Source organism: Sphingomonas sp. EC-HK361 (genome assembly GCF_902498785.1).
GTDB lineage: Bacteria > Pseudomonadota > Alphaproteobacteria > Sphingomonadales > Sphingomonadaceae > Sphingomonas.
Map to the genome: position 1 here is coordinate 1,647,398 of NZ_LR701494.1, position 20,114 is coordinate 1,667,511.

Sequence of the window (20,114 nt, forward strand, 5' to 3'; positions counted from 1 at the left end):
TCAAGCGGCTTCGGCTTGTGCCCGCGCGCGATACGCGGCGCGCAGCGTGACCTTGTCGATCTTCTCGGTTCCCAGCCGCGGCAGTGGATCGTGGGCGATCCATATGCGCTGCGGCACCTTGAACGCGGCGATATGCTCGGCGAGGAATGCGCAGAGATCATCGGGCGTAAGCGCGGCGCCGTCCGCTGGATGGACGACGGCACCCGGCACCTCCCCGTATTTCTCGTCGGGCAAACCGAAGACCGCCGCCTCCGCGACCTCGGGATGCTGGTAGAGCGCCGCCTCGACCTCCTGGCAGCTGATATTCTCGCCGCCGCGAATGATGATGTCCTTCTTGCGGTCGACGATGAAGACATAGCCTTCCGCGTCGAGATAGCCGATGTCGCCGGTGCGGAAATAGCCGTCGGCGGTCATGCACGCAGCGGTCGCCTCCCGGTTGTTCCAATAGCCCTTGAACAGACAGACCGACCGGATCGATATCTCGCCCCGCTCGCCCTGCGCCACGGGCTTCCCCGCATCGTCGAGGATCGCGAGATCGACGAGCGGCGCGGACGGGCGCCCGGTCGAATTGGGCTTCGCCACATAGTTCGACCGCCAATTACCGCAACCGATGCCGTTGGTTTCGGTCAGGCCATAACCGATGAGCGGCGAACCCGGCATCTCCTCCGCGATCCGGCGAACGTGATCGACCGGACGTGGCGCGCCACCCGCCGCGAAATCGGCGACGGTGGACAAGTCATATTTCTGCCGGTTGGGATGAGTAAGCATCTCGAAACTCATCAATGGCACACCGACGAAATAGGTGATCTTCTCGGCCTCGATCAGCCGCATCGCCTCTTCCGCGTCCCATTTCGGCATCAGGACGAGTTTTCGCCCCATCGCGAAGCTCTGCAGCATCACCGGCACTTCGGCGGTGACGTGAAACAGCGGGACGTTGAGAAGAGTCGAGGGCTGGCCGATCGGCGGATTGCCGTCCTGCGTCGCCAGCGCGACCATCATCATCGCCTGCGCCAGATAGTTGAATGTCCCCTGCACGACCGCGCGGTGATCGCTGAGCGCGCCCTTGGATTGGCCGGTGGAGCCCGAGGTGAAGAGGATCGTCGCATCATCGTCGCCGCTCAGCATCGGCAGCGCGGTGGTGGCATGGTCGTGCGTGATCAGCGGCGCGAGCGCTTCGGCCAGCGGCTTCAGATCATCGATTTCGACCACCTTCGCGGGCAGACCCGCAATGGCGGCGAGCCGCTTCGCCCGCGGCGGATCGGCAAGGACGAGCCCGCATGCGACGTCACGGATCGCATCCTCCATCTCCTCGGCCTGCCACCAGCCGTTGAGCAGCGTCGCAATCCCGCCCGCCATCAGGATACCCATGTAGAGCACGATCCAGGAGGGCGAATTGCGCATCGCGATGCCGACGCGGTCGCCCTTCTGCACCCCCATGCCCGCCACCAGCGCGCGCGCGACCGCCTGCGCCTGCGGAAACACGGCACCGAAGGTCAGCCGTTCGTCGCCGGCGATCAGGAACTCGGCATCCTTATGGAGATCGCAGAAATGCGCGAAATAGTGCGACAGCGCTGGGGGTGCCGCCCCGATCATCGGCAGCGTCTGGCCGCCCACATCGATCGTCGTGAGCTTCAGGTCCCCGCCCTCGCCCGCCAGCGCGGCCATCACCGCATCCATGCGCTGGTCGAGTTCGGTCCGCATCGCTCTCTCCGCTTTCGCTTGTAGTCTTGCGCCACTATGCAGGCACGAAAGCAGAGGGAAAAGCCTTGATCCTGTCTATTCTTGCCCAGGCCGCCGCGATGGTCGGCGATCCTGCGGGCCATGTCCGCTTCAACGATCTGGGGCTGCACCCCGACATCTTCTCGATCGGGTTCTTCACGCTGCGCTGGTACAGCCTTGCCTATATCGCGGGCATCGTCGTCGGCTGGTGGTATCTGCTGAAGCTGCTCGACCAGCCCGGTGCCCCGATGGCGCGCCGCCACGCCGACGATCTGGTGTTCTACGCGACGCTCGGCATCATTCTGGGCGGGCGGATCGGTTACGTGATCTTCTACGCGCCGGAAATGTTCCTCCACCCGATCCGTATCCTGCGGCTGTGGGACGGCGGCATGAGCTTCCACGGCGGCGTGCTGGGCGTCACGCTCGGCATCATCCTGTTCGCGCGCAAGAACGGGCTAAACTGGCTGCGCATCCACGATTATGTCGCGTGCGTGGTGCCGTTCGGGCTGTTCTTCGGCCGCCTCGCCAACTTCGTAAACGGCGAGCTGTGGGGCAAGCCGACCGACGCGCCGTGGGGCATCGTTTTCGACCGCACCGTGCAGGCCGGTATGATCGAGCCCGCGCGTCACCCCAGTCAGCTCTATGAGGCAGGGCTGGAAGGTATCGCGCTCTTCGCGGTCCTGTGGTTCTTCTTCTGGCGGACGAAGGCGCGCTACGAGCCGGGCAAGCTCGTCGGCATCTTCCTGCTGGGCTATGGCCTCGCGCGCTTCACGGTCGAGTTCTTCCGCGAACCCGACGCGCAGTTCCGCGGCACGCTCTTCGGCGAATGGGGCTTCCACATGGGCCAGTTCCTGACGCTGCCGATGATCGCGGGCGGCATCTTCCTGATCGTCACCGCGGCGGGGCGCCGCCACCGGGTCGAGCCGATCGCCGGCTCGGAGAGCGTGGCCTAGATTGCAGGAGTGCCGTTCGTGTCGAGCGCAGTCGAGACACGCTTCCCACCTGCAAACGGTTCTCGACTACGCTCGAACCCAACGGAGTTTTAGTGCCCGACCTCAGTGATGCCCCGCTTCCCGATCGGCTCGCCCGCGCGATCACGCTCGCCGGGCCGATCCCGATCGCGCAGTTCATGGGCGCGGCGAACGCGCATTATTACGCGACGCGCGATCCGCTCGGCACCGATGGCGACTTCACCACCGCGCCCGAGATCAGCCAGATGTTCGGCGAGCTGATCGGTCTGTGGTGCGTGGACCTGTGGGACCGCGCCGGGCGCCCCGATATCGCCTGGGCCGAGCTTGGCCCCGGGCGCGGAACGCTTGCGGCCGATGCGCTGCGCGCGATGGCGAAGGTCGGCCTGACGCCGCCCGTCCATTTCGTCGAAACGTCACCCGTCCTGCGCGACGCCCAGGCCGAGCGTGTGCCGCAGGCGACATGGCACGACAGCCTCGCGACCCTTCCGTCGGACCGACCGCTGATCGTCATCGCCAACGAATTCTTCGACGCATTGCCAATCCGGCAGGTGGTCAGGCGCCACGACGGCTGGCACGAACGCGTCGTCGCGTGCCAGGACACGCTGTTCCTGCCGATCGCGGGCAAGCCGGTGCCGGATCAGGTGATCCCCGACGATCTGCGGGACAGCCCGGTCGGCGCGATCATCGAAACCGCACCCGCGGCCGTCAACGCGATGTGCGGAATCGCCGCAAGGATCGTCACGCAGGGCGGCGCGCTGCTCACGATCGACTATGGCTATGACGGCCCTGCGGTCGGCGACACGCTGCAGGCGGTGCGTGGCCACGCCTTCGCCAATCCCTTCGAAGACCCGGGCGAGCGCGATCTGACCGCGCAGGTCGATTTCGCGACGCTGGCACTAGCCGCCACCGCATCGGGCGCGACCATGCATGGGCCGGCCCCGCAAGGCGATTTCCTGCGTATCCTCGGCATCGACGCCCGCGCCGCCGCACTCGCCCGCAGCGCGCCCGAACGTGCGGAATCGATCGCCCGCGATCGGATGCGCCTCGTCGAGGACATGGGCACGCTGTTCCGCGCGCTTGCGATCACCGCGCCGAATTGGCCGACCCCGAGCGGCTTTGCATGATCGCCTATCGCCCCGCGACCCCCGCCGATGGCACCGAACTCGCCAAGGTCGCCGCGCGGTCGTTCACCGAGGCGTTCGGCACCCTCTATCGCCCGGCGGACCTCGCGGCGTTTCTCGACCAGGCGTTCGGCGCGGACGGATTGCCGTCGCAACTCGACGACCCGGCCTTTCGCGTCCATGTCGCGACCGACAGCGGCCGGATCGTCGGCTTTGCCAAACTCGGCCCCGTCGCCTTCCCCGGCGACTGGCCGGCCGACGCGATCGAGCTCTATCAGCTCTACGTTCTCGGCAGCCATCACGGCGACGGCGTCGGCCCCGCGCTGATGGCGTGGGCGATCGACTATGCGCGCAGCATCGGGCGCAGCCAGATGATCCTCAGCGTCTATGTCGACAATCACCGCGCACGCCGCTTCTACGAACGCCGTGGCTTTGAAGAGATCGGGCGCTACACCTTCATGGTCGGGGAACAGGAAGATGACGACCGGATCATGCGATTGATGTTGTGAGCACGGTCGAGGTCCATCGCGCAGCAGCGCTGGGCGGCGTGGCACACGGCTTTCTGGGGCGCCGCGGCGGCGTTTCGGAAGGCATCCATGCCGGGCTGAACGTCGGCGCCGGATCGAGCGACGACCGCGCCGCGATTGCCGAGAACCGCGCGCGCGCGACCAATGCCGTGTTGCCGGACGCGACGCTGGTCACTGTCTATCAGGTCCATTCCGCGGACGCGGTGACCGTCATCGCCCCCTTCGCCGACGATCTGCGCCCGCATGCCGACGCGATCGTCACTGATCGGCCCGGCCTTGCGCTCGGCATCCTGACCGCCGACTGCGCGCCGGTGCTGTTTGCCGACGCTGACGCCGCCATCGTCGGAGCGGCGCATGCCGGGTGGAAGGGCGCGATCGGCGGGGTGACCGATGCGACGATCGTCGCGATGGAGGCAATCGGCGCCGACCGCTCACGCATCCACGCAGCGATCGGGCCGTGCATCGCGCGCAGTTCCTATGAGGTGGACGCGCAGTTCCTCGCCCGCTTCCTCGTGCAGGACCGGGCCAACGAACGCTTCTTCGTCGAAGGCCGTCCCGGCCATCACCAGTTCGATCTGGAAGCCTATGTCGCCCACCGCCTGGCGGCCGCCGGACTCGGTCGGGTCGAGGCGATGGGGATGGATACCTATGCGCACGAAGATCGTTTCTTCAGCTATCGCCGCGCGACCCACCGCGGCGAGCCTTCCTACGGACGCCAGATTTCGATCATTGGCCTGAAATAGTCTCGCCCGATACCAGTCCTTGCGGCTATGGCGGCGGACAAGGAGAGATTTGATGCCAAAGACTACACCGCCGGACGAAGCCGACCTGACTGGCGTCGCCGCGCGCACCTCGCCCAAGCCCACGGTGGAAACCGTCGGCGGTCGCAAGCTGAAGCCCGCCACGCTGATGATGGGGCACGGCTATGACCCGATGCTGTCCGAAGGCTCGCTGAAGCCGCCGATCTTCGCGACCTCGACCTATGTCTTTCCCAATGCCGCCGCGGGCAAGCGCCATTTCGAGGGTGTGACCGGCAAGCGTCCCGGCGGGGCCGAGGGCCTCGTCTACTCGCGCTTCAACGGCCCGAACCAGGAAATCCTCGAGGATCGCCTCGCGCTTTGGGAAGAAGCGGAGGACGCGCTGGTCTTCTCCAGCGGCATGTCGGCGATCGCGACGCTGTTCCTGTCGATGGTGAAGCCCGGCGACACGATCGTCCATTCCGGCCCGCTCTACGCGGCGACCGAAACACTGATCGCGCGTATCCTCGGCCGCTTCGGCGTCCACTGGCTCGACTTTCCGGCCGGCGCGACGCGCGAGGAGATCGACACGGTTCTGTCGAAGGCTTCGAGCGGCAACGTCGCGCTGATCTATCTCGAAAGCCCAGCCAATCCGACGAACGCGCTTGTCGATGTGGAGGCGGTGTCCGCGAGCCGAGATGCGATCTTCAAGGGCGCGAACAAGCCGCCGATCGCGATCGACAACACCTTCCTCGGCCCGCTTTGGGCGCAGCCGATGCGGCAGGGCGCGGATATCGTCGTCTACAGCCTCACCAAATATGCGGGCGGGCACAGCGATCTCGTCGCAGGCGGCGTGCTTGGCTCCAAGGAGCACATCAACACCATCCGGCTGATGCGCAACACGATCGGGACGATCTGCGATCCGAATACCGCATGGATGCTGCTGCGCTCGCTCGAGACGCTCGAACTGCGGATGAGCCGGGCGGGCGAGAATGCGGTGAAGGTCTGCAACTTCCTGAAAACGCACCCCAAGGTCGACCGCGTCGGCTATCTCGGCTTCCTCGAGGAGCAGGGCGATGCGCGGCAGGCCGATATCTACCGACGCCACTGCGCTGGGGCCGGATCGACCTTCTCGCTCTACCTCAAGGGCGGCGAGACGGAAGCGTTCGCCTTTCTCGACCACCTCAAGATCGCGAAGCTTGCGGTATCCTTGGGCGGCACCGAGACGCTGGCGAGCCATCCCGCGGGAATGACGCATCTGTCGGTGCCGGAAGCGCGCAAGAAGGCGCTCAACATCACCGACAGCCTCGTGCGCATCTCGATCGGGGTCGAGGATGCCGACGATCTGATCGCGGACTTCGGCGCGGCGCTCGACGCCATTTGACGACTGCTGCCGCACCCATCATCCTCCCGCATCGAAGGAGAGGATGATGGGCCAGCGGATCGCGATCTTCGGCGCCGGGCTCGGCGGGCTGTGCGCCGCGATCAAGGCGCGTGAGGCGGGCCATGACGTCACCCTGTTCGAGGCGGCGGAGGATGTCGGCGGGGTCTGGCGCGCCAATCGCTACCCGGGCGCCGCGTGCGACGTGCCAGCGATCCTCTACCAATTCTCCTTCGCGCCCAACCCGATGTGGAGCCACCACTATGCGAGGGGACCGGAAATCCATGCGTATACGAAGGGACTGGTCGAGCAGTTCGAGCTCGCGGACTGCCTGCGGCTGAACGAGGCCGCGATGCGCGCGACGTGGGATGACACCGCGCGGATTTGGACGGTCGAGACGAGCGAGGGCGCACGCGAGACGTTCGACGCGATCGTGCCTGCGCTCGGCCAGCTCTCCCGCCCGTCCATCCCGGCAATTCCCGGTCGCGAACGTTTTGCTGGCAGCGCGTTTCACGCGGCGGAGTGGCCCGACGATATCGACCTTGCCGGCAAACGCGTCGGTGTCGTCGGATCGGCGGCGAGCGCGGTGCAGTTGATCCCCGAAGTCGCGAAAGTCGCCGCCCACCTCACCGTCTTCCAGCGCACGCCCAACTGGATCATTCCGCGCTATGACCGCCCGGTCACCCCCGAGGACAAGGCGCTGATGTTCTCCCGCCCCGAGGTCGCGATGCGATTGGGCGCGCAGCAGCGCCAGATGATCTTCGACACCGCCGACACATTTTTCTGGCAGGCGTTCGAATGGACGCCCGAGGGGCGCGCGGCGCTGACCCGGCAGGCGCTGGACCATCTGGAGGCGCAGGTGCCGGACGCGGCGCTCCGCGCGAAGCTCACCCCGGACTATCCGATCGGCTGCAAGCGCGTGCTGATCTGCGACGATTTCTACCCCACGCTGCTGCGCGACACAGTGACGCTGGAAACCGCGGCGATCGAGGGCATCGAGCCAAACGGTGTCCGCACCTCGCACGCGCTCCACGACCTCGACGTCATCATCTACGCAACTGGGTTCGAGACGACCGACTGGTCCTGGTCGGTCGCGATCGAAGGACGCGGCGGGCTGACGCTGGCCGATGCGTGGAAGAACGGCCCCGAGGCGTATCTCGGCGTTCTCGTGCACGGCTTTCCGAACATGTTCGTGCTCTACGGCCCCAACACCAACCTTGGCCACAATTCGATCAGCTACATGCTGGAGGCGCAGGTCGGTTTCGCGCTCAAGGCGCTGGCTATGGCGGAGGGCGTGCCGGTGGAGGTGTCGGCCGAAGCGCAGCGCCGTTTCAACGACCGGCTGATCGCGGACCTGTCGCGTACGGTGTGGGCCGACCCCGGCTGCCGATCCTGGTACAAGGCCGACAATGGCCGCATCCACCAGAACTGGTCGGGCAATGCCGAAAGCTACGCGCGGGCAGTGGCCGAGCCGGTGCTGGCGGACATCCTCGCCGCCTGATCCCTTACCAGAGCACGCCCTTGACCGGCGTCAGCGGTTCGGGTGCCGGATCGCCGATCGCTTCCAGCAGATCGATCTCGATCGTGCGGCACATCGCGGCGAGCGGCACGTCGTGGACAGTGTTCGCGAACGGATCGACCAGATCGTCGCCGATCTGGAGCACCGCGAGAAACATCAGTCCCGCGATCGTCGAGCCGAGCGGGGTCGCGAAACCCAGCGTCTCCACGAGGCCGATCGGCAGCAGCACGCAGAAGACGTGCGTGAAAAAGGTCGGAAAGAAGCGATACTGATTGGGCAGCGGGGTGTTCTTCAGCCGCTCCATGCCGCCTTGCGCATTGGCGATATCGACCAGCACGGACTCCATGCGCGTCTGCTGGATGGTGTCGATCCACCCCTCGCGCCGCGCATTGTCGATGCGCTTGCCGGTACCGTCGAGGAGGCCGTTCGCAACGTTGGTGCGCGCGAGCGCCGGGGTCGCCTCGCCTTCCGACAGGAAACGCAGGACTTCCGCATCGCGCGGCTGGCGGCGGAGCTGGCAGCGCAGCGCATTCACATAGGCGACCTGTCGCAGCACGATCGTCCGCTTCAGGTCGTTCGCCTCCGCGGGCAGGAAGTTGCGCGCCTCCCGCGCCAGGTTGCGCGACGCGTTGATCATCGCGCCCCACAGCACGCGACCTTCCCACCAGCGCTGATAGGCGGAATTGTCGCGAAAACCGAGAAAGAGCGCGAGCGCGGTGCCGAACAGCGTCAGCGGCAGCGACGGCGCCTTGAAGGGCAGGACATAATAGGCGACCGTCACGACGACGTCCCACACGAACAGGACGGCCAGCGGTTTCCAGACTTCGGCGACAAGGCGGCTGAGGCGGGGGGTGGCATCAACGATCATGGCGCCCCGCTAACGCCGGTCCCGCTGATTGGTTGCGCGGGCGTTACGAGCGGCGCGTCAGGGCCTGATCCCTGAGGCCGCGCCAGACGCGGATCGCCTGCACCGTCTCGGCGACGTCGTGGACGCGCAGGAGCTGAACGCCGGCCTCGACGCCCTTGATCGCGAGCGCGATCGATCCGCCCAGCCGCTCGGTTGCCGGCGCCTCGTTCGACAGCGCGCCGATCATCCGCTTGCGGCTGACACCGAGCATGATCGGGCAGCCAAGCCCGTGGAAGATCGGCAAATCGTTGAGCAGCGCCAAATTGTCGGCGAGCGTCTTGCCGAAGCCGATGCCGGGATCGACGATGATGCGCGACCGGTCGACGCCGCCCGCGACGACCGCCGCGATGCGCGTCTCGAGCCAGTCGAACACCTCGGTCACCACATCGCGGTAGCCATCGCCGCCATGCGGACCCTTGGCCGGTTGGGGCGAGTGCATCAGGACGACCGGGCATCCCGCTTTGGCGACCACCTCCAGCGAACGGGTGTCCCAGAGCAGCGCCGACACGTCGTTGACGATGCGGGCCCCGCCTGCGAGCGCACGCTCCATGACCAGCGCCTTGCGGGTGTCGATCGAAACCAGCGCACCGCTCGCGGCCAGCCGCTCGACGACGGGCACGACGCGCTTCGCCTCATCCTCCTCCCAGACCAGCGGCGCGCCGGGGCGTGTCGATTCGCCGCCGAGATCGATGAGCGCCGCGCCGGCTGCGAGCATGTCGGTCGCCGCGGCGGCGGCACCGTCGGGATCATCGAGATGCGCGCCACCATCCGAAAAGCTGTCCGGCGTTACGTTGAGTATGCCAGCGACCTGGGGCTGATCGAAGCGCAGCGTCCGATCGCCTAGCGTGAGCGCGGGGCGCGGTGCGGTGATCGCAGCGTGGAGCACCTGGGCGTGGTCGCCGAGTGTGGCGACATCGGCGACGGGGACGGTGCGTCGTAGGCCGTCCTCGATCACGTCATAAGCGGCGAACCACAGCATCCCGCCCGCGAGACGCGCGACCGTGCCGTCAGGATGACCTACGGGTGTGTCGACGAAGTGCGCGGGTCGAAGATAGAAAGAGGTCATTGTCAATTGTCTCGCGGCATTCCGAGAGATGTGCCCCCGCGCAGGCGGGGGCCCAGTCTGGGTTTCCGCCTTCGCGGGAACACATCCCGCCTAGCGGAGGCGGATTCATCTTTGCTCCGATCTGCGTCGTCAAGGCTGCGTCGCGAGCAGATACGTCTGCCGCAGCGTATCGATCGGTTTCAGCGCGCCCGCATCGTCGTGATGCCAGAATGTCCAGCCATTGCACGCCGGCGCGCCCTGGAGCGCCGCGCCCAGCTTGTGGATCGAGCCGGTCTGCCCGCAGTCGCTCAGCAGCGATCCGTCGGCGCGCACCGTCACCCGCCAGCGCCGCTTCGTGTCGTGCAGGATGGCGCCCGGCATCAGATACCCCGTCTCGACCAGCGTCCCGAACGCCACCTTGGGCTGAGCCTTGGGGCTCTGCATCGTCGCGAGCGCCGATTCGTCCAGCGGCAGCGCTGCAGCGATACGTTCCTGCGCGGCATCAATGTAGAAGCCCTCGCGCTCGATCCCGATCCAGCGCCGGCCGAGGCGCTTCGCGACCGCGCCGGTCGTGCCGGTGCCGAAAAACGGGTCAAGCACCACATCGCCGGGCTTGGTGCAGGCGAGAAGCACGCGGTAGATCAGCGCCTCGGGCTTCTGCGTCGGGTGCACCTTCACCCCGTCGCGCTTCAGCCGCTCCTGCCCGCCGCAGATCGGGAATTCCCAATCGCTGCGCATCTGGAGCTCGTCGTTCAGCGTCTTCATGCTGCGGTAGTTGAAGGTGTATTTCGCCTTTTCGCCGGTCGAGGCCCAGATCAGCGTTTCGTGGGCGTTGGTGAAGCGCGTGCCCTTGAAGTTGGGCATCGGGTTGGCCTTGCGCCAGATAATGTCGTTGAGGATCCAGAAGCCGAGGTCCTGGATCGCCGAGCCGACCTTGAAGATGTTGTGGTAGCTGCCGATCACCCAGATCGTGCCGTCGTCTTTCAGAATACGCCGCGCCTCCGCCAGCCACGCGCGGGTGAAGGCGTCGTAGGCCGAGAGCGAATCGAACTTGTCCCAGTCATCGGTCACGGCATCGACATGGCTGCCGTCGGGGCGGTTGAGATCGCCACCAAGCTGGAGATTATACGGCGGATCGGCGAAGATCATGTCGACCGACTTGGCCGGGAGCGACCGCATCGCCTCGATGCAATCGTCCTGCAGGATCTGGTCGAGCGGCAGCACCGCCCCGACCTGAGGTCTCAGCACCTTTTGGGCGCGTGGCCGCGCGATCGTCCCTACAGCACCCATCATGTCCCCCCGCTCTTGGCCCGCCAGATCGTCGGCGAACGCGGAATCCGTCAAGCGTTCATTGGTTAATGATCGACCTCACCAATTCGTTAACGCCCGCGAACATTTCGGCACTCGCCCAGATGTTGAGTCTGGCAGATGCCGCGGGACTCAACCCGTTGCGGTGTGACTCAAAAGACTCACAGCGGAAGTTCTGCCTGCGCAACGGGTGCGAAGCTCCGCCGATGAAGCGGCGACGGGCCAAATTCGCGCAGAGCACGCAGATGATCGGGCGCGCCATAGCCCTTGTTCGAATGCCAGCCGTAATGCGGATGCGCCTCGGCCGCGCGGATCATGATCTCGTCGCGGGTGTGCTTCGCGACGATCGAGGCAGCCGCGATGGATAGCGACTTCGCGTCGCCGCCGACGATTGCGGTGGCTTGCCAGGTCCAGCGCGGCAGACGGTTGCCATCGACAAGGACGTGGCCGGGCGGGCAGCCGCCCACCTTCTCAAGAGCCTCGACCGCCAGCGTCATCGCCTTCATCGTCGCCCAGTAGATGTTGAGCGTGTCGATCTCGGCCGGCTCGACGATGCCGATGCCGACGATCGCGCAGCCGTGTAGCCGCGCGCAGAGGCGGGCGCGCTCGGTGGCGGGCAGCTTCTTCGAATCATTGATCCCGCGCGGGATACCTTTTGCGGGCAGAATGACGGCCGCCGCGACGACCGGTCCCGCGAGCGGTCCCCTGCCCGCCTCATCGACCCCGGCGACGGGGGCGAGGCAGAGCTTCTCGTGCTTCAGTCCGGGCATGCGAGCCGCCATGGCGGGAAGCGGCGGTTTTCGCCAGCCTGATAGAGGCACAGCGCATTGCCAGCGGGATCGACCAGCCGCGCCTCGCGCCAGCCCCAGGTCTGATCGACCGGATCGGCGACCGCGATGCCGGCGGCGCGGGCCGCCGATACGGCCGCGTCGAAATCGCCGCATTCGAGGAAAATGACGGATCGGCCATCGATCTCGTCCGTCGCTTCGATCGACAATGTCGTGCCGCCGGCGCTCTCGAAGCGGGCATAGCGGCCATCGCTGTCGACGATCGGGGTGAGGCCGAGCGCGCGGTAGAAAGCGAAAGATGCAGCGTGATCGATCGCCGGCAGCGTGACCTGATTGGCCATGATGCCGCCAAGGTCGCAGTCGAGCCGGACGCACTGATGCCCCATCGGGCCGTGCCCGCCGCCGAGGCCGGGGGCTTCGTGGAGCGCGATCCGCACGAACAGCCGCGCGCGGGCGATCGCATCAGGAAGCGCCATCCCGCGGCCGAGACCCTCGGCGATCGCGCTGGCGAGTGTGCAACCGGTGCCGTGGGTGGAGGTGGTCGCAATACGCGCGTCCTCCCAACGGTGTTCACGCCCGTCGGCCTCGATGAGGCGGTCGGTGAGGAGGTTGCCGTCGCGGTGACCGCCCTTCACGAGTAGCGCAGCGACTGTGGCACGGACGGCCGCCTCGCCGCCGAGTGCTTCGAGTTCGGGAAGGTTCGGTGTCACAACCGTGGCGAGGCGCATCAGACGGTCGAACGCGGCGATCGTCGCGGAGTCGGCAAGAATGGCACCCGAAGTGGCGACCATCACCGGATCGAAGACGATAGGAACCGGCCGATGTGTTCCCGCGAAGGCGGGAGCCCAGTCTGGGTTCCCGCCTTCGCGGGAACACATTCGCTCCAGAACCTCGGCCACTGCGTCCGCCGTCTCAGCCGACCCGATCATCCCGATCTTCACCGCATCGACGCCGATATCGTCGATGCACGACCGCATCTGCGCGACGACCATATCCGTTGGCACCGGGTGCACCGCCTGAACGCCGAGCGTGTTCTGCGCGGTGATCGCCGTCACCGCCGTCATCGCGTGACCGCCGAGCATCGTCACCGTCTTGATGTCGGCCTGAATGCCCGCGCCGCCCCCCGAATCGGAGCCGGCGATGATGAGGATACGCGGCGTCATCCCTTGAACCGACGCTCCGTCGAGGCAGGGTAGCGCTTGAGCCGATCGCCGGTCCGCGTCGGCCGATCGAGCAGCTCGCCGCCGCAATTGGGACAGTGCTCGTCGAGTGCATCGGCGCAAGCCGCGCAGAAGGTGCATTCGAACGAACAGATGAACGCGCCCGGCGCATCGGCCGGCAAATCGGCGCCGCAGCGTTCGCAATCGGGGCGCATCGTCAGCATCGCGCGCCCCTCACAGGTGCCGGGTGTCGGCTGGCGGATTCCACCAATTATCGTGGAGGCCGTCCATATAGGTGACGGGAGCGGCGACGAGATCATCGACCGTCAGATCATCCAGCGCAGCAAGATGGACCGAGACATAGTCGCCGCCCATCGCCTCGATCCGGCCGTGGCCATGGGTGGCGATACCGCATTTTGAGCAGAAGCGGTGATGCCCCTCGCCCCAATCACCCGACCGGCCATAGTCGGTAAGCACGTCCTCACCCGACAGCAGGCGGAAATCCTCGGGCTTGAGCTGGCCCGCGTTCCACATCCGCTGTTTCCAGCAGACGGTGCAGTTGCACTTGCCGGTGCCCTGGTCGAGATCGATATCCGCCTCGAACGTTACCGCCTTGCAATGGCAGCTGCCGTGATAGGTCTGCTTCATCCCGCTGCTCCTCTTCCGGTTTCAGGCGGCCGCGCGCACCGCGTCGCAGATGCGATCGACCACGCGCGTGACCTGCGCGTCGTCGTCGCCCTCCGCCATCACCCGGATCACCGGTTCGGTGCCCGATGCGCGGATGAGGACGCGGCCCTTGCCGTCGAGCTCGGCCTCCGCCTCGGCGATCACGGCCTTTACCGCATCCTTGTCGAGCGGCTTCGCGCCACGTTCGAAGCGGACGTTCTTGAGGAGTTGCGGCAGGGGCTCGAAGCGGTGGAGAACCTCGCTCGCGGGGGCTCCGGCGCGCTTCAGCTCGGCGAGGATCTGGAGCGCGGCGACGAGGCCGTCGCCGGTCGTCGCATAATCGCTGAGGATGATGTGCCCGGACTGCTCGCCGCCGACATTATAGCCGCTCGACCGCATCTTCTCGAGCACGTAGCGGTCGCCGACCCCGGTGCGCACGAGGCCGAGGCCCTGCGCCGACAGATGTCGTTCGAGCCCGAGGTTCGACATCACCGTCGCGACGAGCCCGCCGCCCTGGAGCCGCCCGGCGCGTGCCCATCCGGCGGCGATCGTCGCCATCAGCTGGTCGCCATCGACGACCGCGCCGGTTTCATCGACGACGATGAGCCGGTCGGCGTCGCCGTCGAGCGCGATGCCGATGTCCGCGCCCGACGCGACGACGGTTTCGGAAAGCGTCTGTGGTGCGGTCGATCCGACCTGATCGTTGATGTTGCGGCCATTGGGGGTGACCCCGATCGCGACGATTTCCGCACCGAGTTCCCAAAGCGCGGAGGGCGCGACGCGATAGGCGGCGCCGTTAGCGCAATCGATCACGATCTTCAGGCCGTCGAGCCGCAGATCGCTCGGGAAAGTCGATTTGGCGAAATGGATGTAGCGCCCTTGCGCGTCGTCCACGCGCCGCGCGCGGCCGATCTCGGCGGCGGGCGCAAGCTTCACTTCGCTGTCGAGCAAGGCCTCGATCGCCAGTTCGTCGGCATCGCTCAGCTTGTAGCCGTCGGGGCCGAAGAGCTTGATGCCATTGTCCGCGAACGGGTTGTGGCTGGCCGAGATCATCACGCCGATATCGGCACGCATCGAAGTGGTCAGCATCGCCACCGCCGGGGTGGGCATGGGGCCGAGCAGCACGACGTCCATGCCGACGCTGGTGAACCCCGCGACCATCGCCGATTCGAGCATATAGCCTGACAGCCGCGTGTCCTTGCCGATGACGACCCGGTGGCGGTGCCCGCCGCGCAGGAAGTGCGCGCCCGCCGCCATGCCGACCTTCATCGCCATCTCCGCGGTCATCGGAGCGATGTTGGTCAGCCCGCGAATCCCGTCGGTTCCGAAATATTTCCTTGCCATCTGCGCCTGCGTCCGTTCCGCTGTTCGGCCTGCTGATAGTCGAAGAGAGAGTGAAGCGCGAGCATGTCCCAGGCCACACGGATCCTGACTGCCCTGATTTTCGGCCTGATCCTGGGCATCGCCGCCGTCGCCTTTGCGCGGGATGCGGCGATGGCGGCGACCGCGGTCACCCAGCCGATCGGCGAGGCGTGGCTGCACGGCCTGCAGATGGTCATCGTGCCCTTGGTCGTCGGGCTGCTCGTGAAGGGCGTTGGCGCGACAGCCGATGCGGCGCGCGCGGGGCGGATCGCGTTTCGCGGCATCGTCCTGTTCGTGGTGATCCTGTGGACGACGACGTTGATGTCGGCGGCGGTGATGCCGCTCCTGCTGAAGCTCTGGCCGATGCCCGAGGCGTGGTCCGCCGCGCTGCGCTCCGCACTGACCAGCACGAAGCCGCTCGGCACGCCGCCGGGGCTTTCGGCGTTCTTCGACACGATCGTGCCGACCAACATCGTCGCTGCTGCCTCTGCCGATGCGTATCTTCCGCTCACCGTCTTCACCATCGTCTTCGCCTTTGCGATCACCCAGCTGCCGCCCGAGCCGCGCAAGCTGCTGACCGATCTGTTCAGCGCGCTCGTCGATGCGATGCTGGTCATCATCGGCTGGGTGCTGAAGCTCGCCCCGATCGGCATCTTCGCGCTGGCCTACGGCGTCGGCGCGCGGACGGGGGCGGCGGCGTTCGGTGCGCTCATCCACTATATCGTCATCGTCTCATCGATCGGGTTCATCGTTTTGCTGGCGGCCTATCCGGTCGGGATGGTCGGCGGTCGCGTTGGACTGGCCCGGTTCGCGCGCGCGGTCGCGCCGGCGCAGGCGGTCGCGATCAGCACCCAGTCCTCGCTCGCTACCCTGCCCGCCATGCTCAAGGGGTCGCGCGAGCTCGGCGCGTCGGAGGCAACCGCGGGCATCGTTCTGCCGATCGCAGTGGCGATCTTCCGCGCGACGAGTCCGGCGATGAACCTCGCGGTCGCGCTCTATGTCGCGCACTGGCTGGGCGTGCCGATCGGTCCCGGCCAACTGGCTGCGGGCGTTGCGACGGCGGCGATCACGACGATGGGATCGGTGAGCCTGCCCGGCACGATCAGCTTCTTCGCGAGCGTCGCGCCGGTCTCGATCGCGATGGGCGTGCCGATCGAGGCGCTGGGACTCCTTGTAGCAGTCGAAACGATTCCCGATCTCTTTCGCACCGTCGGCAATGTGACGATGGACGTCGCGGTCACCACCACCGTCAGTGCGCGGAGCGGCGACGCGAACAGCGAAGGACTATCCGATGAAGCAGCGCACGCTGAGTGACGATCTGACCGTATCCGCGCTCGGTCTCGGCTGCATGCCGATGGCGGGTGTCGGCAAGAACATGTACGGCGCCGCGAACGCCGACGAGAGCATCGCGACGATCCACCGCGCGATCGACCTGGGCGTCACCTTTTTCGACACCGCCGAAATCTACGGGCCCCACGCCAACGAAGAGCTGGTCGGCCGTGCGATCAGGGGCAAGCGCGACGGGCTGGTCATCGCGACCAAATTCGGTTTCCGGATCGAGGACGGCGCGGCGCGCGGCACCGACTCCTCCCCCGCCAACGTCCGGGCCGCGTGCGAGGGATCGCTGAAGCGGCTGGGCATCGAGACGATCGACCTGTTCTACCAGCACCGTGTCGACCCCAAGGTGCCGATCGAGGAGACGGTCGGCGCGATGGCCGACCTCGTGAAGGAGGGCAAGGTCCGCCACCTCGGACTGTCCGAAGCGGGTGCGGCGACGCTGCGCAAGGCCGCCGCCGTCCACCCGATCGCGGCGCTGCAAAGCGAATATTCGCTCTGGGAACGCGATATTGAAGAAGAAATCCTGCCGACGTGCCGCGAACTCGGCATCGGCTTCGTGCCTTACAGCCCGCTTGGCCGTGGATTTCTGACCGGGCAGATCACCAGCCGCAGCGACTTGCCGGAGGGCGATTACCGGCTGAACGACCCACGCTATTCGGAAGAGAATTTTGCGAAGAACATGGGAGTAGTCGGGGTCGTTAAGGGGATCGCCGACGCTTACGGGGTAAGCCCGGCGCAGATCGCGCTCGCGTGGTTGCTGGCGCAAGGGAGCGATGTGGTGCCGATCCCAGGGTCGAAGCGCCGCGCGACGCTGGAGGATTCGATGGCCGCGGTGGATGTGGCGCTGTCGGCGGACGATCTGGCGAAGCTGGACGCCGCGGCACCCCGGGGCGGCACGGCGGGCCCGCGCTACCGCGAGCAGATGATGGCGATGGTGCGGCTGTAGGTGATATGTGCTCCCGCGAAGGCGGGAGCCCAGACTGGACCCCCGCCTTCGCGGAGGTGCAGACTACTATGTCCACCGCCAAATCCCCGCTGCCCATCCGGCCAGCGGCAGGTGCGCCCACGTCGCGGCGAGCCAGATCACCACGCCGCCCGCAAGCGCGTGCATGCCGAACCCGCCGAGCTTCGCTCGCCCCGCTGCGATCGCGGCGAAGGGCCAGTAGCTCGTCTTCGCCTCCCAGGCACGCCAGAAGTCGGGATCGAGCGCCTCCTTCTTGCGGTCCTGCATGGCCGCGCCGACGAGCGCGAGGATCAGGATCGCGGCGGCGACGACGATATTCGACGGATCGGGAAAAACCGCGATGTGACAGAGCGCCCAGAGCGCGAACGCCCACATCATCGGGTGGCGGGTGATCGCAAAGACGCCGCGCGCCTCGGGCACCGCCTTCGCCGCGGCGGGCGGCCCCGGAAGCGCGGGGTTGCGGATGAGCGACCCCATCAGGAGGATGCTTGCCAGCAACATCACGACCGTGACGATCGCCCACAGGCCATCGCCGACCGGCCAGAGCAGCGGCTGAATCGGTGCCGCGCGGTAGGCGAGCGCGACCCAGATCAGGGTCGCAAACGCGACGAGGGAATAGACGCCGAGGAACCCACCCGCCCCCAGCCGCGCAACGAGCGGCGCGCGCAAGGGGTGCGACAGCAGGAAATGCGTGCCGACGAACGCTGCGGCGGCCACCGCGACCTGAACCGTGCCTTCCATCGAACCGCCTCCCCAGCCACCGACCGGAGGAGGCTATCCGATCACTGGACGCCGTGCATCCACTTCTTGATGACCGGCGAGATCAGGAGGAGGAACACGCCAATCCCTGCCGCGACGAGACCGATTGCCCAGAAGACACCGTTATAGGTGTCCAGGCTGACCTTCAGGTTCGTCACCTGCCCGCCGACCGTCTCGACGCTCGCCACCTGGGCGACGACGCCCGCGACATATTGCGCGACCGAGATCGAGAGGAACCAGACGCCCATCATCAGCCCGACGATCCGCGCGATCGACAGCTTCGTGATCATCGATAGGCCCACCGGCGAGATGCAGAGCTCCGCAAAGCTGTGGATCAGGTAGAGCCCGGCGAGCCACCAGATCGCGACCTTGAAATCGGACCCAGCGAACTGCCCGCCCCAGACGAGGAACAGAAAGCCAAGGCCGACGCCGATCAGCGCGACGCCGAACTTCACCGGGATCGTCGGCTCCATCCCCCGCTTCGCCAGCGTCGTCCACAGCACCGACATGACCGGCGCGAGCGCGACGATGAAGAAGGCGTTGAAGAACTGCGTCTGCCCGGCGGAAATGCTGAACAACCCGAAGATCGACAGGTCCGTGTTGCGATCCGCAAACAGGGTAAGGCTCGACCCAGCCTGTTCGAACAGCGTCCAGAACACGACATTGAAGACGATGAGGATCATCGCGGCGACCATCATCTGGAACTCGCGCCGGTCACCGACCTTTGCCGACCAGACCAGGATGCCCGGCACCGAGATCAGGAAAGTGCCGAAGAGCAATTTGCCCATCAGCGGCAGCGACGCGACATAGCCGAGGATACCCGATCCGACCGGCGCCTCGGTCGCGGCCATCAGGTTGGTGTAGAGGAAGTAGAAGACGGGGATGAACGCCAGCGCGCAGATGTAGATCAGCAGCGCCTTGTCCTTGCCCGCACGCACCGGCGGCTCGCCATAGCCGTTCAGCCGCCCGCCATCGAACTGGATGAGAGTCCAGGAAAACAGCATGCCCAGCGCGGCGAGGCCGAAGCCGGCCCACCAGCCGACCGCATCGGCGAGGAAGGGACACAAAAGCTGCGAGAAGAGCGAGCCGAGGTTGATCCCCATGTAGAAAATCGTGAACCCGCTGTCGCGTCGTCGGTCGCCCTGTTCGTAGAGTTCCCCGACCATCGTCGAGATGTTGGGTTTGAAGAAGCCGTTGCCGATCGACACCATGCTGAGCGCGATCAGCATGACCATCACGTAGAAGGGGCTGCGGTCCGCGTCGGAGACGAAGCCGCCCTTGTCGACCTTGCGCGCCTCGGCCCCCGCGCCGTCGAGCAGCGAGACGGTGCCGTCGTCGTTCCCCTTGATCTGGAGCTTGTTCGCGCCGTCGACGATGTAGCGCGTCTCCGCGCCCGCCTGTTCCTGGACCTGCACTTCATAGCGCTGGCCGTCGATCGTCGCGAAGGGCTTGGCGGTCTGGCCACCGAAGCACAGCACGAAATAGCCGAGCGCCATGACGATCGCGCCGAACTTCACCGCGCGCTTCGAACCGAGATACTGGTCGGCGAGATACCCGCCGACGAGCGGGGTCAGATACACGAGCGCGGTGTAGCCGCCGTAAAGCCCGGTCGCGGTGCGATCGTCGAAGATGAAATGCTTGGTGAGATAGAGCGTCAGGAGCGCCCGCATCCCGTAATAGCCGAAGCGTTCCCACATCTCGGTGGTGAACAGCCGCGCGAGCTGGCGGGGATGGCCGAACCATGTCGCCTCGCTGGCCGGATTGACGCGACTGATATCCGGCTCGCGCGGGGTATCCGCGGTCGGGGTGTCCACCATTACGCTTACGCTCCTGAATTCTGCA

The 20,114-nt window shown here is 66.6% G+C and carries 19 protein-coding genes; 8 read left to right on the plus strand and 11 right to left on the minus strand.

Translation table 11 applies throughout. The features are described from left to right. Complete coding sequence (locus tag BOS5A_RS15335) at positions 1-1,701, minus strand: class I adenylate-forming enzyme family protein (RefSeq protein ID WP_151955761.1); 1,701 nt, start codon at positions 1,699-1,701, stop codon at positions 1-3. 65 nt (positions 1,702-1,766) lie between these two features. Between BOS5A_RS15335 and lgt the strand changes: the two genes are divergently transcribed. The 6 genes from lgt (at position 1,767) to BOS5A_RS15365 (ending at position 7,957) form a co-directional block, all read left to right on the plus strand. Next, the gene (gene lgt / locus BOS5A_RS15340) at positions 1,767-2,672 is read left to right on the plus strand and encodes a prolipoprotein diacylglyceryl transferase (RefSeq protein ID WP_442800520.1); all 906 of its coding nucleotides are present in this window, start codon (positions 1,767-1,769) and stop codon (positions 2,670-2,672) included. Positions 2,673-2,764: 92 nt separating this feature from the next. Then, complete coding sequence (locus tag BOS5A_RS15345; protein ID WP_442800521.1) at positions 2,765-3,814, plus strand: class I SAM-dependent methyltransferase; 1,050 nt, start codon at positions 2,765-2,767, stop codon at positions 3,812-3,814. Further along, positions 3,811-4,320 (plus strand): GNAT family N-acetyltransferase, encoded by a 510-nt coding sequence (locus BOS5A_RS15350; RefSeq protein WP_151955762.1) that lies wholly within the window; start codon positions 3,811-3,813, stop codon positions 4,318-4,320. The genes BOS5A_RS15345 and BOS5A_RS15350 overlap by 4 nt, the downstream gene beginning before the upstream one ends. Then, complete coding sequence (pgeF, locus tag BOS5A_RS15355) at positions 4,317-5,081, plus strand: peptidoglycan editing factor PgeF (protein ID WP_151955763.1); 765 nt, start codon at positions 4,317-4,319, stop codon at positions 5,079-5,081. Before BOS5A_RS15350 ends, pgeF begins: the two co-directional genes overlap by 4 nt. A gap of 52 nt (positions 5,082-5,133) precedes the next feature. After that, a complete protein-coding gene (locus tag BOS5A_RS15360) occupies positions 5,134-6,459 on the plus strand; it encodes a cystathionine gamma-synthase family protein (protein WP_151955764.1) in 1,326 nt (441 codons plus the stop codon). A 46-nt stretch (positions 6,460-6,505) separates the two neighbouring features. Continuing rightward, positions 6,506-7,957, plus strand: coding sequence for a flavin-containing monooxygenase (locus BOS5A_RS15365; RefSeq protein ID WP_199857396.1), 1,452 nt, complete (start codon positions 6,506-6,508; stop codon positions 7,955-7,957). Positions 7,958-7,961: 4 nt separating this feature from the next. Here BOS5A_RS15365 and BOS5A_RS15370 read toward each other — a convergent pair whose 3' ends face one another. From BOS5A_RS15370 to glmM, 8 genes are all read right to left on the minus strand, one after another. Next, on the minus strand, positions 7,962-8,843 hold the full coding sequence (locus BOS5A_RS15370) for a bestrophin family protein (protein ID WP_151955766.1): 882 nt from the start codon (positions 8,841-8,843) through the stop codon (positions 7,962-7,964). A gap of 43 nt (positions 8,844-8,886) precedes the next feature. After that, positions 8,887-9,948: a dihydropteroate synthase gene (gene folP, locus BOS5A_RS15375; RefSeq protein ID WP_151955767.1), complete on the minus strand. Its 1,062-nt coding sequence runs from the start codon at positions 9,946-9,948 to the stop codon at positions 8,887-8,889. Between the two features lie 129 nt (positions 9,949-10,077). After that, positions 10,078-11,217 (minus strand): site-specific DNA-methyltransferase, encoded by a 1,140-nt coding sequence (locus tag BOS5A_RS15380; RefSeq protein ID WP_151956036.1) that lies wholly within the window; start codon positions 11,215-11,217, stop codon positions 10,078-10,080. A gap of 179 nt (positions 11,218-11,396) precedes the next feature. Next, positions 11,397-12,005, minus strand: a complete 609-nt coding sequence (locus tag BOS5A_RS15385; RefSeq protein WP_151955768.1) for a ribonuclease HII — start codon at positions 12,003-12,005, stop codon at positions 11,397-11,399. After that, complete coding sequence (locus BOS5A_RS15390) at positions 11,993-13,186, minus strand: bifunctional hydroxymethylpyrimidine kinase/phosphomethylpyrimidine kinase (RefSeq protein WP_151955769.1); 1,194 nt, start codon at positions 13,184-13,186, stop codon at positions 11,993-11,995. The genes BOS5A_RS15385 and BOS5A_RS15390 overlap by 13 nt, the downstream gene beginning before the upstream one ends. Beyond that, a complete protein-coding gene (locus tag BOS5A_RS15395) occupies positions 13,183-13,407 on the minus strand; it encodes a DUF1272 domain-containing protein (RefSeq protein ID WP_151955770.1) in 225 nt (74 codons plus the stop codon). The genes BOS5A_RS15390 and BOS5A_RS15395 overlap by 4 nt, the downstream gene beginning before the upstream one ends. 10 nt (positions 13,408-13,417) lie before the next feature. Next, positions 13,418-13,831: a GFA family protein gene (locus BOS5A_RS15400; RefSeq protein ID WP_151955771.1), complete on the minus strand. Its 414-nt coding sequence runs from the start codon at positions 13,829-13,831 to the stop codon at positions 13,418-13,420. Positions 13,832-13,852: 21 nt separating this feature from the next. Further along, entirely contained in the window at positions 13,853-15,193 is a 1,341-nt protein-coding gene (gene glmM, locus BOS5A_RS15405; RefSeq protein ID WP_151955772.1) for a phosphoglucosamine mutase, read from the minus strand. Between the two features lie 63 nt (positions 15,194-15,256). Here glmM and BOS5A_RS15410 point away from each other — a divergent pair, with 63 nt between their 5' ends. Beyond that, positions 15,257-16,525 (plus strand): dicarboxylate/amino acid:cation symporter, encoded by a 1,269-nt coding sequence (locus tag BOS5A_RS15410; protein ID WP_151955773.1) that lies wholly within the window; start codon positions 15,257-15,259, stop codon positions 16,523-16,525. Further along, positions 16,503-17,495 (plus strand): aldo/keto reductase, encoded by a 993-nt coding sequence (locus tag BOS5A_RS15415; protein WP_151955774.1) that lies wholly within the window; start codon positions 16,503-16,505, stop codon positions 17,493-17,495. Before BOS5A_RS15410 ends, BOS5A_RS15415 begins: the two co-directional genes overlap by 23 nt. Before the next feature lie 66 nt (positions 17,496-17,561). Here BOS5A_RS15415 and BOS5A_RS15420 read toward each other — a convergent pair whose 3' ends face one another. Beyond that, positions 17,562-18,254 carry an NnrU family protein gene (locus BOS5A_RS15420; RefSeq protein ID WP_151955775.1) on the minus strand — a complete coding sequence of 231 codons (693 nt, stop codon included), beginning with the start codon at positions 18,252-18,254 and terminating at the stop codon, positions 17,562-17,564. Between the two features lie 41 nt (positions 18,255-18,295). Next, the gene (locus tag BOS5A_RS15425; RefSeq protein ID WP_151955776.1) at positions 18,296-20,089 is read right to left on the minus strand and encodes a peptide MFS transporter; all 1,794 of its coding nucleotides are present in this window, start codon (positions 20,087-20,089) and stop codon (positions 18,296-18,298) included. Between the last annotated feature and the right edge of the window lie 25 nt (positions 20,090-20,114).